We start from the raw sequence: 13,502 nt of genomic DNA, 5'->3' as shown, positions 1-13,502 counted from the left end.
CAAATATTGGCACATATTCTCTGGAGACGATCATGGCCCGTAACACCTTTGTTTCTCTCGGCGATCACTTCACCAGCTTCATCGATGAGAAAGTGAAGGAAGGTCGCTATGGCTCGGCCAGTGACGTGATCCGGGCCGGATTGCGGTTGCTGGAAGACGAGGAAGCAAAACTTGAACGTTTGCGCGCCGAGATCGATAAAGGTGAGGCGAGCGGCGAGGGGCGCGAATTCAGTTGGGACGAGTTTGAAGAGCGCAAGTATCAGAAATGGCTGGCCAAGAAGCGTGCAGCCTCGTGAAAGCGGTCATTCTTCTCCCGGACGCGGAGGACGACCTGGATAGAATCTACGATTACACCGCCGAAAGCCGGGGATTGGCGCGGGCTGTGAAGTACAATCGCCAACTCAGATCGCGGATAAAGGGTCTAGCCTCCGGTCGGACCGCATCGCGAAAAGCGGATAGTATTAGGCCCGGACTGCGGCGGGCGCTGGCGGGGAGCCATGTGGTGTTCTTTCGTGGGAACGACGCGGCGATGATGGTGGTGCGGGGGATGTAACGGCGAATGGATGTGGGGGTGTAGGGTGTTTTGGTGGGCTTCAGCCAACCCTACGGTCGCTTGGCAAGTTGTATTTCGAGAAGATCCGAGCGCTATATTTAGTTCAAAGTCACTGACCTATGGTTCAATGACATGCATTGACATTGAACCTTTGTGCAGGAAAGGTTCAATATATCAAGATCGGTTGAACTAAGGTGACATCATGGATCAAGCTTTGTTTGGCGGCGAGAAAACGGGTGAACTTGTGCCCACTATCGAAGACATGCTTGCCTTCGTCCCAAACGATTTGCCACCAAAACTTGACCTTAACTGCCTCATTCAAGAGTTCGGAGAAGCTTCCGCCGCGCTTGGAGGGCTCAAAGAGATCAGTAGTACAATCACGAATCCGTACATGGTCATCAGACCACTTCAGAGGAATGAAGCGCTTCGTTCGTCAGCTATGGAGGGCACGTTTTCAACGGCAGACAACCTTGCGATTGTGGAGGCTTATGATTCTCCAACTGCAACCGAGGCTGATCGCGAAGTTCTAAACTACATAAGAGCAATCGATTTCGCCGAAGAACAAATACGAGAGCTTCCAATCTCGCATCGCGTGATCCGCGGGATGCACGCCGTCCTACTGAGAAATGCAGGAAAAACCAGAGGTTCGAACAAGAGACCTGGTGAATACAAGATCCATCAGAATTGGATTGGTGCTCTCAAAATCAAGAATGCCCGCTTCATCCCACCTCCTCCAAAAGAGGCTTCGGATTGTCTGGATAAACTCGAGTCGTTCATCAACCGAGGTGAAACCACTTATCCAGCACTGATCGAAGCCGGCCTTACACACTACCAATTCGAAACCATTCATCCGTTTGGGGATGGCAACGGACGTGTGGGGCGCATGCTTATAACGCTCCAGCTAATGACCAGCGGGTTGCTTGACAAACCTATCTTGTATGTCAGCCCCTTCATCGAAATTCACAAGGACGAGTACATCGACTCTATGTTTGAAGTTTCCACCAGTGGGAACTGGGAGCGATGGCTGCGCTTTTTTCTGCGCGCCGTGACCGAGTCGTGCAAACAGACCAGTGCAACCATTGTTCGCTTGAACGACCTGCAAAGCGACTTCCGTGCGCGCATCCAAAACAACACCAAGTCTGTCTCAGCGCTAACGATTTCTGACCACCTTTTTGAGAGACCGGTGATCTCGATCAGTGAGGCGGCAAAGGTCTCAGTAACGAGCTATCAGTCCGCAAAAAAGAACATCGAGCAACTTGTACGTTTAGGAATCCTTCGGGAAATAATTGGGTTCGAGAACCCCAAACTCTTCTGGGCCAAGGACGTAATTGATGTTTCTGACGGGGTGCAACGGTAGGTCTAAACCACCACCTCAACCCGTTCCTGCTCGCCAACCCCAAACACCCGCTTGTAGCGCTCGATCTCGTCCCCCGGGCCCATGGCCTTCTCGGGGTTGTCGCTCAGTTTGACGGTTGACTTGCCGTTTGCGGCGACGGCTTTGCAGACGAGGCTGAAGGGGGCGAGGGCGTCGTGGTCGGTGAGGCCTCGGAAATCGTTCGTTAGCAGGGTGCCCCAGCCGAAGCTCACCCGGACGCGGCCTGCGAATTGGGTGTGGAGCGTCTCGATCTTGTCGACGTCGAGGCCGTCGGAGAAGATGATCAGCTTCTCGGTCGGGTCCTCACCGCGGGCGTTCCACCAGGCGATGGCGCGCTCGGCGCCAGTGGCGGGGTCACCTGAATCGATGCGGATGCCGGTCCAACCCGCCAGCCAATCGGGCGCATTTTCGAGGAACCCGTCCGTGCCGTAGGTGTCGGGCAGGATGATGCGCAGATTGCCCTCATGCTCCTCATGCCAATCGGAGAGCACGTCATAGGGCGCGGCAGCCAGCGCGGCGTCATCCTCGGCCAGGGCGGCGTAGACCATGGGCAATTCGTGGGCATTCGTGCCGATGGCCTCAAGATCGCGGTTCTTGGCGATGAGGCAGTTGGAGGTGCCGGCAAAGCACTCCCCCAGCCCCTCGCGCATGGCCTGCACGGCCCAATCCTGCCAGAGGAAGGAATGCCGCCGCCGGGTGCCGAAATCGGCGATGCGTAGATCCGGGATGGCCTGGAGGCGTTCGATCTTTTCCCACAGCTTGGTCATGGCGCGGGCATAGAGCACCTGAAGCTCGAACTTGCCCATGGTGGCGAGGACGGCGCGGCCGCGAAGCTCCATGAGGACGGAGAGCGCGGGGATTTCCCACAGCATGACCTCGGGCCAGGACCCTTCGAAGGTCAGCTCGTACTGATCGCCGACGCGGTCGAGGTGGTAGGGGGGCAGTTGCAGGTTCTCGAACCAATCCATGAAGACGGGCGTGAACATCTGGCGCTTGCCGTAGAAGGTGTTGCCGCGCATCCAGGTGGATTCGCCGCGGGACAGGCGGAGGGTGCGGATATGGTCGAGCTGTTCGCGCAGCTCGCCTTCATCGATCAGGTCGGCCAGCGGGATGCGGGTGGTGCGGTTGATCAGGCTGAAGGTGACGCGGGTGTCGGGTTTGTTGCGGAACACCGATTGGCACATCAGCAGCTTGTAAAAATCGGTATCGATCAGGGACCGGACGATCGGGTCGATCTTCCATCGGTGGTTCCAGACGCGGGTGGCGATATCTACCATTTGCGGACTTCTTGTTGGACGTCGACCATGGGCTCTCTCTCCGGTTGTGGGAGGAGTTAGAGCAAGGGAGCGCGCCGGGGGCAAGATGGTTAGCGCGTGGGGCGGCGTTTCGATTTCAGCGCGTTTCCGCCGACCCCTGCGCGGCGGATCATTTCCGCGACGGATTGAGGGTGCTGCTGCGTGTTGAGCATAGTCTGCGCGAGAGGTGACGGACCCCCCCGAACCGGTGCGTCAGACACCACAGGAGGTTTGACATGACGACCCATACGTCCACCCTATTGCCTGCGGGCGCCCTGCTGATGCTGAGCCTGGTGCTGAGCGCCTGTAGCCCTACGGGATATGCCAGTGATGGATGCAGCCAACTGGAATTGGGTGCAGGCATGAGCGGGGCCGAATGCGGGGTGAGCACCACGTCCGAACTGGCCGCGATCCACATGGATTAGGGTGACCCGAGCGGTCTGACCAACGACACCCGGCCAGCCCCGGGATCATCATCTGATCCGGGGCTGGTCATCTCCGCGGCGGGACAGATGCGTGGGGCCTGCCCCTCGGGACACAATGCGCTAGGATATGGGCGGCCCTAACCCCGGAGACAGCCCATGGAACGCCTAGCTGCCAATCTGCGCGAGATGGTGCGCACCCCCCTGCATGACGCCCATGTGGCAGAGCTGCGCCGGATTGGATCGGTGCAGCACTTTGCGAAGGGTCAGATCATCGCCGAGGTCGGCGATCCGATGGACAACTTCATCTATATCCTTGAGGGCCAGGTGGAGGTGATCAATCCCTATACGCGCGAAGCCTATCTGCCGACATCGCTGGGTCCGACCCAATTCATGGGCGAGATCGCGTTTCTGAGCGGCGGGGCCTATTCGCTGCCGATGCGCGCAAAAGAGGATGTGACGGCGATTGTCGTGCCGCGGCGGGCGATGCTGGATGCGATGGCGCGTATCCCCGAGATGTCGGATATCGTCATCACGGTCTATGCAGCCCGCAGGCGGCGACAGATCGAGGATCGCGATAGCTCACTCACCTTGATCGGACTGGACCGCAGCCGAGAGATCCGGGCCGTGGCAGATTTCGCCTCGCGCAACAAAATCCCCTTCAAGATTATCGAGGATGGAAGCAGTGAGGCCGAACATGCGGCTGAGGTTTGCAGCATTCCCCTGCATGAGCCATCGGTGATTTTCGGCGAAAACCGCGTCGTCGAAGACCCCACGCCCGCCAAAGTCGCGCGGCTGTTGGGCATCGGCCTGGATCTGACCCGCGAAGAGATCTTCGATGTCCTGATCGTCGGCGGCGGCCCTGCGGGCGTTGCCGCGGCGGTTTATGCGGGGGCGGAGGGGCTATCTGCGTTGGTGGTGGAGGACACCGCAGTGGGTGGGCAGGCCGGAACGTCAAGCCGGATCGAGAATTACATGGGCTTTCCGACCGGGATTTCAGGCGCAGATCTGGTCTGGCGCGGAGAAGTTCAGGCAATGAAATTCGGCACCCGCTTCGCCATGCCGCGGCGGGTGACCGCCCTGGCCGACGAGGGTGGGCTGTTTCACGCCACGCTCGACAACGGGCAGGATATCCGCGCGCGGTCGGTGATTGTCGCGACCGGTGTGGAATATCGACGCCTGCCCTTGGGCGAATTGGAGCGGTTCGAGGGCAGCGGTGTCTATTACGCCGCCACCGAGATGGAGGCGCGCTATTGCGTTGGCACCGAGGTCATCGTGGTGGGCGGCGGAAACTCGGCCGGTCAGGCGGCGATGTATCTGTCGCGCACGGCGAAACATGTCCATGTGCTGGTCCGCGGGAGCAGCCTTGCCGCGTCGATGTCGGATTACCTGTCCTCGCGCTTGGAGACCAACCCCAATGTGACGGTCCATTACCGCGCCCAAATTGCCAAGCTGCGCGGGGATGAGATGCTTGCCCAGGTCGAGATCGACCGCGACGGCGCGCCTTGGATTTTGGACACGCCCGCCGCCTTTATCATGGTTGGCGCCGCGCCCAACACCGATTGGTTGAGCGACCATTGCGAATTGGATGAGCGCGGCTTTGTGGTGACCGGCGCGGATGCGACATCCCCGTTTGAGACATCGTGCCCCGGGATCTTCGCGGTGGGTGATGTGCGGGCGGGATCGGTGAAGCGCGTCGCCTCCGCCGTGGGTGAGGGGTCGGTGGTGATCTCAAAGGTGTGGGAGCATGTGAACGCGTCCGACGACTAGGTCTGCGGTTAACAGCAGGCGCTTTGCGCGCTGGGCGTGTTCACCCGTTTGCTCAGCGCGGCGTGGCTCTCGACGCGTTCGGAATACCGATCCAGCAGATAGGCCCGGTTGTCCCGCGTGAGGTGGGTGAATTTCACCAGCTCTTCCATCACATCGACAACGCGATTGTAGAGCGGTCCGGGCTTCATGCGGCCATCTTGGAACTTGTCCCATGCCATCGGCACCGAGCTTTGATTGGGGATGGTCACCAGGCGCATCCAGCGGCCCAAGATCCTGAGCTGGTTGACGGTGTTGAAGCTTTGGCTGCCCCCCGACACTTGTAGCACGGCCAGTGTCTTGCCCTGGGTCGGGCGCACGCCGCCCATGGAGAGCGGGATCCAATCGATCTGGCTTTTCATGATGCCGGTCATGGCGCCGTGGCGTTCGGGGCTGACCCAGACAAAGCCGTCGCACCACTCGGCTGCGTCGCGAAGCTCGGTCACTTTGGGGTGGCTGGCCTCGTCACCGTCAGGTTGCGGCAGGCCTTTGGGGTCGTAGATCCGCGTCTCGGCGCCGAACCGGGTCAGCAGGCGTTGGCATTCCAGCGCCAGGGCACGGGAATAGGAGACCTCTCGCAAGGATCCGTAGAGCAGCAGAAACCGCGGCGGCGGCGTGCTATGTCCGGGGAACAATTGCGCCGGATCGAGGTCGGGCAACAGATCGGGCTGCAAGGCGGGAAAGCTGTCATCATCCATGGGTTTGAGTGTTGCGGTCCACGCCGCTGAGTCGCAAGCCCCCTCGCGCCAGGTCCCGATCCGCGCTAGGGGGGCGGGATGAATGATCATGGTTTGTTTCTGGTGGCGGTGCCGGGCTTGGAGGCGCCCCTGGCCGATGAGGCGCGCGCGGCGGGGTTTGAGGATGTGCAGGCCGTGGCAGGCGGTGTGACCTGTCGCGGCGGCCTGGCCGAGGCGGCGCGGGCCAATCTGCAATTGCGCTGTGCTGTCCGTGTTCTGGCGCGCATCGCCGCGTTTCGCGTGATGCATCTGGCGCAATTGGACAAACGGTCCAAGAAGGTCGCCTGGCGCGATTGGCTGCGCGCGGATGTCCCGGTGCGGGTCGAGGCGGTGTGCCGCCGGTCGAAGATCTACGTCAACAAAGCCGCGGTGCAGCGGATTGCAGGCGGGATCGCGGCGGCGGGCATTCCGGTGGCGAAAGAGGCGGCGATCGTCGTGAAAGCGCGGATCGATGACGATTTGTGCACGATCAGCGTCGATACGACCGGTGCGGCGTTGCACCGGCGCGGGCACAAGGAGTTTGTCGGCAAGGCCCCGCTGCGGGAAACCATGGCGGCGGGGTTTCTGGCGCAGATGGGGTTCGACGGGACTCAGGCCGTGGTGGACCCGATGTGCGGGTCGGGCACAATCGTGCTGGAAGCCGCCGAGATTGCCATGGGCTTGTGGCCGGGGCGCACACGGTCCTTCGCGTTTGAGAAGATGGCCGGTGGGGATCGCCTCCGGCGGGGGTATTTGGAGCCAATGGAAGAGCGGGGCGTCAGCGGGCCGATCCGGTATTTCGGCTTCGATCGGAATGACGGTGCGATCCGTGGCGCGCGCGCCAATGCCGAGCGCGCGGGCGTGGCGGATCGAGTGCGGTTTGAGCGTCAGGCGGTGAGTGATCTGGTGCCGCCGGAGGGCGCGGCGCCCGGCATCATTCTGGTGAACCCGCCTTACGGGGGGCGGATCGGGGATCGGAAGCTGTTGTTTGGTTTATATGGCGCGCTGGGCGGTGTTTTGGGCGACCGGTTCGGTGGCTGGCGCATCGGGATCATCACCAGCGATGGCGGATTGGCGAAGGCAACGGGTCTGGATCTGACAGCGCTTGGGCCGGTGGATCATTCCGGCACGAAGGTGACTTTATGGCATGCGCCGCTTTAGGGGCCGTTTGGGTTTAACTCTTGCTGCCATTCGGCGATGGCATCGACGGGATAGATCAGCATCAAAGTGGTGAGTGCCAGGCTATCGCGGCCGATCAGGGCGGCGGTCAGCTCAAGGGCGGCGACCAGGCCGAGAGTGACCGGCACGCGCAGGTGCCAGGCCGCAAAGAAGCCGCCCATCATCCAGATATAATCGGCCACGGCGTTTAAGATCGAGTCGCCGGTATAGCCCTGGTTGACCGTGGTGGCGCGGAATTTGCCAAGGACCCAATCGGTGTGCTCGATCACCTCCCACCCAATGCCGGTGATGATGGCGATTGCGAAGAGCCATTTGAAATCGAGTTTCGGCAGCGCGACACGACCGATCAAGGCGATCAGCACGCCGTGGAGGATGTGGGATAGGGTGTACCAATCGGCGATATGCTGGGAATTTCCGCTGTCCCAGATCGATCCGACCCAGAGGCGTATGGTTCCGCAGGTGCAGATCCACGGCTGCCCCCAGACCCAAAGAACGGCTGCAATCAACGGCACGCCGGCCAGCGCGGCCATGTTCAATGTCGTGCGTGTCACCGCATATCCCCTTGGCAATGCCCCCGACCGCGAGTGGACCGGATGCGCCAGGCTTTTGTAAAGGTAGGGTTTTCCGTAGAGCGGTTAGGCCGATTGCACTGGGAAGTAATTTTCGCAGTCGCCCTCGCGGTAAACGTCGGCTGTACAGCAATGCAGGCCGCCGCCGAAGGCATAGGCGTCGCGGAGTTCAACGGGCAGAACCTCGAAGCCCAGTTTGTCGAGTTGTTCGGCTTGGAAGGTTTCGGAGGCCTCGACGCAGACGGTTTTGGGATCGAGCACCAGGACATTCATGCTGAGCCAGGTGGAGGAGTAGCACAGCGGCGGTGGCGCGTTATGGGCGGGCTGCGCGGCGTCGATGATCTCCCATCCGTTTTTCTCGAACATGCCGCGCTGATCCTCGGGCAGACGCCGCTGCGGGTTGTTGAGGATCAGACCGGGACGCAAAGGCGTGAAGGTCGCGTCGATATGAATTGGATAGGGATCACCGGGGAAATTCACGGTGTGCACGCGATGATCGGGGAAGTGGCGGCGCAGCCAGTCGATGCCTTTGAGGTTCGTGGTGAAGCCATGCTGCACAACGAGGTCACGGCCAAAGCGCAACACATCGGCGGCGTCGAACAGGGGCTCTTCCTCGGTTGTGACAAAGAACTTTTCAGCCGCCCATTCCAAGCGTTTTGCTTCGCCGATTTTGTCCGACAGATAATCGGGGTGGTAGTCTGCGTCGGTTAAGCGAGGCTTGGGTGCGGCCTCATGCCGGAAATTCGGATCTTCGTCCCAGTATCTTTGCAAAAGGGGCCGATAGTTCAGATATTCGAACCAGCGGCAGCGATAGGACATCGTCGCCTCAAGAATTTCTGAACCGACCGTCAGAAGCACATCGCGGGGCGGCATGCAGCCGAATTGGCTGTCGGTGTGGAAATCTGGCGTTGTGGCGGGGAGGCTATGATCGATCGGCGTGGGCCGGTCGACGCGGATGCCGCGCCGTTCCAAAAGCGCGGCGAACCCATCCAGCAATGCGTTGGCGCGGTCGATGCTGTCTTGCGGGCGACGGCCCCATTGGCCGCGCATATCGCTGTCTTCGGGAACCTTCGCCTCAAGCGCCGGTTCCTCGGGCGGAATATGCCCGTCATCGGCCCTGCCCACGATGACATGGCGCAGCGGATCCCATTCGTTCCACGAATTCACGATTGTTGGTGTGCTGGTCATGTATGTCCCCTCCTGCCCGGCATCGGGTCTAGGCGGGTGGACGCTGGGCGGCTAGGGGATTTGCGACATTTAAGGGCGCGGTGGCGGCGTCAGCGTGACATCAAGGGTCCGCTCAAGATTGGCCAAGGTGACCGTTTCGAACCGTGCGGGCCAGGGGACATTGTGGGTATCGGCCAAGGCGCGCGCGCGGGGCAGATAGGCGGCGGCATAAGCTGTGTGCGCGGCGATCACGTCGTCACGGGTCGGGATCAGCGGGGGCAGGCCTATCAACAGATCCTGCTGTTCTTGGCTAAGCAGGCGGTTGATCTGCAAAGCCCCGCCCCGAAGCGGGACATTGGTTTCCGCGATCAGAAGCTCGATCAGCAAGTTGCGCAGATGGCCGATACCAGTGACCCCATTGATGTATTCCTCGCGTCCTATCGCCAGTGGCAGCAGGGCGAGGATGCGTATGAACTCTTCAAATTGCCAGGCGAGGCGCTTGGGGTCGGGCGGGCCATGGGGGGTGTCGGGCCGAAGCGTTGTGGCGATATCATCATGGTCGAACAGCACCTTGATCCCGTCTTGGGCATAGCGGCCTAATTGGTCGGGCTTGAGAAACAACGCGTCGATGCGCAGATCAGGGACGATGATGGCGTTGATCAGAGTGGATGCGACTTGGCGGTCGCGCCATAGGATCAATTCCCCGAGCTTTGCCAAATGGCTCTTCCACAACGCGGCCAGGTCGTCGGTCAGACCCTCGGGCACAACCAGCACGAAATCTAGATTGCTATAGGCATCCGCAAGTCCGGTGCCATGGCTGCCGCCCAGAAACATCGCACGGATCTCAGGGGCGCTGCGCAGATTATCGGCCAGGGCATGGGCCGTTGACGGGATCATGAGAGCGTGACGCCAGCGTCAGCCATGCCGGATTGCGCCGAGGTCAGGGATCCGTCGAAGTCGATGGCGCGGCAAAGCTCTTGCCGGACGGTGACGGCAAAGCCGAGTTTCGCGGCGTCGACGGCGGAGAAGTTGACGCAGAAATCCGTGGCCAGGCCCACCATGGTCAGATCGGTGATGCCGCGCGTGCGCAGATAGCCGTCCAGTCCTGTCGGGGTCGTATGGTCATTCTCGAAAAACGCGGAATAGCTGTCGATGGCCGGGTTGTAGCCCTTGCGGATGATCAGATCGGCGCGATCCGTGGTCAGATCGGGGTGGAACTGCGCGCCGGTGGAGCCTTGGATGCAATGATCCGGCCACAGAACCTGCGGGCCATAGGGCATTTCCGTCAGGCTCATCGGCTCGGCATTGTGGCTGGACGCGAAAGAGGAATGCCCCGCCGGGTGCCAATCCTGGGTCAGGATCACCGCCTCGAAATCCGCCATCAAGGCATTGATGCCGGGGACGATCTGATCCCCGTCCGGCACGGCAAGCGCACCGCCGGGGCAGAAATCATTCTGGACGTCGATCACGATCAGCGCATGGGTCATGGCAAGCCTCCGGTGGATATCGGGCGCAGTTTAGGGCCGTGAGGCAGAGGCGCAATCTGTTGTCTTGTTGTCATGACACGAATCATGCATGATCGGTATCATGAAAAAGGTTGAACGCATGCAAACCGGTCTGCGCCTGGAAAAGCGTATGGTCAAAGTGCTGAAGGGCACGGCGGAGTATCTGGATATCTCCATGAGCGAATTGGTCGAATGCATGGCGCTGCATGCCTTTGACGGAAAGCCGGTCTTCGGTGAGGAAACGCGCGCCAAGGTCATGAGATTGCGCGAGGTCTATGGGCTGGAACTGACCTCAGCCGATGCCCATGGGCTGGAGGAGGAGTTCAAATGAATTACGACCACATGCTCGACACGATCTTGGAGGGGCAGGTGCCCTGCACGGGATTTGGCCATGCCGCACATTTGGGGGCGGCCCATGCGGCGTTGCGCCGATGGCCGTTTTTCGAGGCGGCGTTTCACCTGTCGGACGGGTTGCGCAAAACCGCTGCGGCCGCAGGCGCGCCCGAGAAATTCAACGCGACGGTGACACTGGCATTCCTGAGCCTGGTGGCGGAGCGCATGGGCGAGGAAAGCAGCGAGGAATTCGTAGCACGGCACGCCGATCTAACCTTTGAGACGCTGCTGCAGGCGGGTTATGATCGCGACCGTTTGACCGATCCAAAGGCGCGCGATATCGCGCCGCCGCGCCGCGCGATGTGATTGAAGCCGCTCGCCGAAGGGCGTATGCGACCGGCCATGTATGTTGTGGCCGCCCTCTATCATTTCACCCGGTTCGATGACCCTGATGCCTTGCGCGCGCCGCTGCGGCAGGTGGCTGAAGCGGGCGGCATAAAGGGCTCACTTCTATTGGCGCCCGAGGGGATCAACGGGACGATCGCGGGCAGCCGGGAGGGCATCGACGCGGTGCTGGCGGCGATCAAAGCGCTGCCGGGTTGCGCCGATCTGGACTGGAAGGAAAGCCGCGCGACCGAGGCGCCGTTCCGAAAGCTTCGCATCCGGTTGAAGAAAGAGATCGTGACGATGGGCAAGCCGGGGCTGGACCCGGCCTCGGTCGGGACCCATGTGGACCCCGCCGATTGGAATGCCCTGATCAGCGCGCCGGATGTTGCCGTCATCGACACGCGCAACGATTACGAGGTTGAGATCGGCACGTTTGAGGGCGCAATCGATCCTGCAACTGCCAGTTTCCGAGACTTTCCGGCCTGGTGGGACGCCAATAAGGATCGGTTCCACAACAAGCGCGTGGCGATGTTCTGCACTGGCGGTATTCGGTGCGAGAAATCCACGGCTTTCCTGAAAGAGCAGGGCGTGGAGGAGGTCTTTCACCTGAAAGGCGGCATCCTGAAATACCTGGAAGAGGTGCCCGAGGAAGAAAGCCTCTGGCGCGGCGGATGTTTTGTGTTCGATGAGCGGGTCGCCGTTGGGCACGGCTTGCGCGAAATGCCTTACGAGCTGTGCCGCGCCTGCCGTGATCCGCTGACCGAAGCGGACAAGGCGCATCCTGATTTTGAAGAAGGCGTGTCATGTCATCGCTGCATCGCCACCCATTCCGATGTTGACCGCGCGCGGTTTCGGGAACGACAACGCCAGATTCTGCTGGCAAAAGCGCGGGGCGAGGTGCATCTGGGCGGCTGACAGGCGCCTATCCCCGCCGCATCCGGTCGCCCGAATGATTGTCTATCCCAAGGGCCTCAACCTGCGGGTCGCCGCCGGGCCCGTGCGACCCCGCAGAGCAGCACAAGAATGGCTGCCGCGGCGACCCCACCCGCCAGATGCAGGACCGTCTGGAAATTGCTGAGCTGTGCGACCAACCCAACCGCCGGCCCCGCCAACAACCCGCTGATCATCAACGTGTTCCAGTAGATGGCGGTCGCCTGGGCGGGCCGATCTTGCGCGAAGCTTTGGATATAGCTGATCCCCAGGCTGGCGAAGAGGCCGTAATAGAGCCCTTCCAGCGCCGAACCGACGATCATCTCGGGCAGGGATTCCACCGAAGCCAGCACTTGAATGGCAAGCACGGCCAGACAGGTGCAGACCAGTAACGGTGCCCGCAATCCGAACCGCGCCATCAGAAACGGCGTCGAGAAAATCGCAAAGACCTCGACAAAGGTTTTCACCGAAAACGCGGCGCCGGGGGCGAAGTCGGGCAGGCCCACCTCTTGCACAAAAAACAATGGCAAGGCCGAGAAGGTGAGGCCATGGGCGATAGACAGGCAGAAGATGAACCCCGCGGCGAGCCAGAGGTCAAAAGGTGCGCCACCAAGGCTAACATGGGCTTTGGGTGGCGCTTTCGCGGTGATGTCGCGCGGTAGGCCCAGGCGCCAGGCGGACAGCCAGATCACCGCGAGGCACACCGCGAATTGGAACACACTCGCCGGGCCAAGCCAGCCCGCAATCGAAAAGCTGAGAGCGGGGCCGATCATCCAGGCCGTGGAGGTTGTGGCGCGCATCCAGGCGTTGAATTTGGCTCGCGCAATGCCGTTGCGCTCGGCCATATTGCCGCCGAGTGCGAACATCCCCGAAATTGCGGTTGCGCTCAGCCCGTAGCCAAGCACGCCAAAGCTGAACAGAACCGGCAAGCTGGGCGACAGCGCCATGGCCAGGCTGGCGATGGTGAAGCCCGTTGCCGCAATGCCGATCAACGGAAAGACGTGGGCGCCGCCATCGATCCGCCGCGCGAAGGTGCGGTTGAGGCCCACGGTGATCGAGACCGCGATCGCGGCATAGACGCTGAGCATCCAGGGCGGCTGCCCAAGGCCCTCGATCAGAAAAAACCCCATGAAGGGCACAATCGCCGAATTGCAAAGCGTTCCCGCAAACAGCAACAGCAAGAACGGCGCCAGGCGCGTGGGGGAGGCGGCGGACATGGAGGTGACCTTGGCAAATGCGTGCCTGGTCAACGCTGTCATGGGCCG

The 13,502-nt window shown here is 61.2% G+C and carries 16 protein-coding genes; 9 read left to right on the top strand and 7 right to left on the bottom strand.

Going from position 1 to position 13,502, the window contains the following annotated elements; translation table 11 throughout:
• Positions 1 to 32: 32 nt before the first annotated feature.
• The 3 genes from V8J82_RS07395 (at position 33) to V8J82_RS07390 (ending at position 1,910) form a co-directional block, all read left to right on the top strand.
• Positions 33 to 296 (top strand): type II toxin-antitoxin system ParD family antitoxin, encoded by a 264-nt coding sequence (locus V8J82_RS07395; protein ID WP_339973735.1) that lies wholly within the window; start codon positions 33 to 35, stop codon positions 294 to 296.
• Positions 266 to 553, top strand: coding sequence for a type II toxin-antitoxin system RelE/ParE family toxin (locus V8J82_RS23680; protein ID WP_439650038.1), 288 nt, complete (start codon positions 266 to 268; stop codon positions 551 to 553). Before V8J82_RS07395 ends, V8J82_RS23680 begins: the two co-directional genes overlap by 31 nt.
• A gap of 202 nt (positions 554 to 755) precedes the next feature.
• On the top strand, positions 756 to 1,910 hold the full coding sequence (locus V8J82_RS07390) for a Fic family protein (RefSeq protein WP_339973733.1): 1,155 nt from the start codon (positions 756 to 758) through the stop codon (positions 1,908 to 1,910).
• A gap of 2 nt (positions 1,911 to 1,912) precedes the next feature.
• Here the strand turns inward: V8J82_RS07390 and pncB are convergent, their stop codons facing one another.
• Positions 1,913 to 3,205: a nicotinate phosphoribosyltransferase gene (gene pncB / locus V8J82_RS07385; RefSeq protein ID WP_339973731.1), complete on the bottom strand. Its 1,293-nt coding sequence runs from the start codon at positions 3,203 to 3,205 to the stop codon at positions 1,913 to 1,915.
• Between the two features lie 254 nt (positions 3,206 to 3,459).
• On the opposite strand from pncB, the gene V8J82_RS07380 reads away from it, so the two are divergent.
• Together V8J82_RS07380 and V8J82_RS07375 are read left to right on the top strand one after the other, a co-directional pair.
• A complete protein-coding gene (locus tag V8J82_RS07380; RefSeq protein ID WP_339973729.1) occupies positions 3,460 to 3,648 on the top strand; it encodes a hypothetical protein in 189 nt (62 codons plus the stop codon).
• 156 nt (positions 3,649 to 3,804) lie between these two features.
• On the top strand, positions 3,805 to 5,415 hold the full coding sequence (locus V8J82_RS07375) for an FAD-dependent oxidoreductase (protein WP_339973727.1): 1,611 nt from the start codon (positions 3,805 to 3,807) through the stop codon (positions 5,413 to 5,415).
• An 8-nt stretch (positions 5,416 to 5,423) separates the two neighbouring features.
• Here the strand turns inward: V8J82_RS07375 and arsH are convergent, their stop codons facing one another.
• Positions 5,424 to 6,149, bottom strand: coding sequence for an arsenical resistance protein ArsH (arsH, locus tag V8J82_RS07370; protein ID WP_339974555.1), 726 nt, complete (start codon positions 6,147 to 6,149; stop codon positions 5,424 to 5,426).
• Positions 6,150 to 6,227: 78 nt separating this feature from the next.
• Here arsH and V8J82_RS07365 point away from each other — a divergent pair, with 78 nt between their 5' ends.
• Positions 6,228 to 7,328 (top strand): THUMP domain-containing class I SAM-dependent RNA methyltransferase, encoded by a 1,101-nt coding sequence (locus V8J82_RS07365; protein ID WP_339973725.1) that lies wholly within the window; start codon positions 6,228 to 6,230, stop codon positions 7,326 to 7,328.
• On the opposite strand, the gene V8J82_RS07360 is transcribed toward V8J82_RS07365, so the two are convergent.
• The 4 genes from V8J82_RS07360 to pncA all read right to left on the bottom strand — a co-directional run bounded on the left by V8J82_RS07360 (position 7,325) and on the right by pncA (position 10,569).
• Positions 7,325 to 7,897, bottom strand: coding sequence for a DUF2585 family protein (locus V8J82_RS07360; RefSeq protein WP_339973723.1), 573 nt, complete (start codon positions 7,895 to 7,897; stop codon positions 7,325 to 7,327). The genes V8J82_RS07365 and V8J82_RS07360 overlap by 4 nt on opposite strands.
• Before the next feature lie 84 nt (positions 7,898 to 7,981).
• Complete coding sequence (locus V8J82_RS07355) at positions 7,982 to 9,103, bottom strand: serine/threonine protein kinase (RefSeq protein ID WP_339973721.1); 1,122 nt, start codon at positions 9,101 to 9,103, stop codon at positions 7,982 to 7,984.
• Between the two features lie 69 nt (positions 9,104 to 9,172).
• Positions 9,173 to 9,979, bottom strand: a complete 807-nt coding sequence (locus V8J82_RS07350) for a nucleotidyltransferase domain-containing protein (protein WP_339973719.1) — start codon at positions 9,977 to 9,979, stop codon at positions 9,173 to 9,175.
• On the bottom strand, positions 9,976 to 10,569 hold the full coding sequence (gene pncA, locus V8J82_RS07345; RefSeq protein WP_339973717.1) for a bifunctional nicotinamidase/pyrazinamidase: 594 nt from the start codon (positions 10,567 to 10,569) through the stop codon (positions 9,976 to 9,978). The genes V8J82_RS07350 and pncA overlap by 4 nt, the downstream gene beginning before the upstream one ends.
• Before the next feature lie 88 nt (positions 10,570 to 10,657).
• Between pncA and V8J82_RS07340 the strand changes: the two genes are divergently transcribed.
• The 3 genes from V8J82_RS07340 to trhO are packed head-to-tail and all read left to right on the top strand — an operon-like array spanning position 10,658 to position 12,222.
• Entirely contained in the window at positions 10,658 to 10,918 is a 261-nt protein-coding gene (locus V8J82_RS07340) for a hypothetical protein (protein ID WP_339973715.1), read from the top strand.
• A complete protein-coding gene (locus tag V8J82_RS07335; protein ID WP_339973713.1) occupies positions 10,915 to 11,286 on the top strand; it encodes a hypothetical protein in 372 nt (123 codons plus the stop codon). The genes V8J82_RS07340 and V8J82_RS07335 overlap by 4 nt, the downstream gene beginning before the upstream one ends.
• Positions 11,287 to 11,322: 36 nt before the next feature.
• Positions 11,323 to 12,222, top strand: coding sequence for an oxygen-dependent tRNA uridine(34) hydroxylase TrhO (gene trhO, locus V8J82_RS07330; RefSeq protein ID WP_339973710.1), 900 nt, complete (start codon positions 11,323 to 11,325; stop codon positions 12,220 to 12,222).
• A gap of 56 nt (positions 12,223 to 12,278) precedes the next feature.
• On the opposite strand, the gene V8J82_RS07325 is transcribed toward trhO, so the two are convergent.
• The gene (locus V8J82_RS07325) at positions 12,279 to 13,496 is read right to left on the bottom strand and encodes an MFS transporter (RefSeq protein ID WP_339973708.1); all 1,218 of its coding nucleotides are present in this window, start codon (positions 13,494 to 13,496) and stop codon (positions 12,279 to 12,281) included.
• Between the last annotated feature and the right edge of the window lie 6 nt (positions 13,497 to 13,502).

Source organism: Gymnodinialimonas mytili, from assembly GCF_037544085.1.
Lineage (GTDB): Bacteria > Pseudomonadota > Alphaproteobacteria > Rhodobacterales > Rhodobacteraceae > Gymnodinialimonas > Gymnodinialimonas mytili.
The sequence above is the reverse complement of the archived record's forward strand: the minus strand, read 5'-3'. Positions and strand labels throughout refer to the sequence as shown.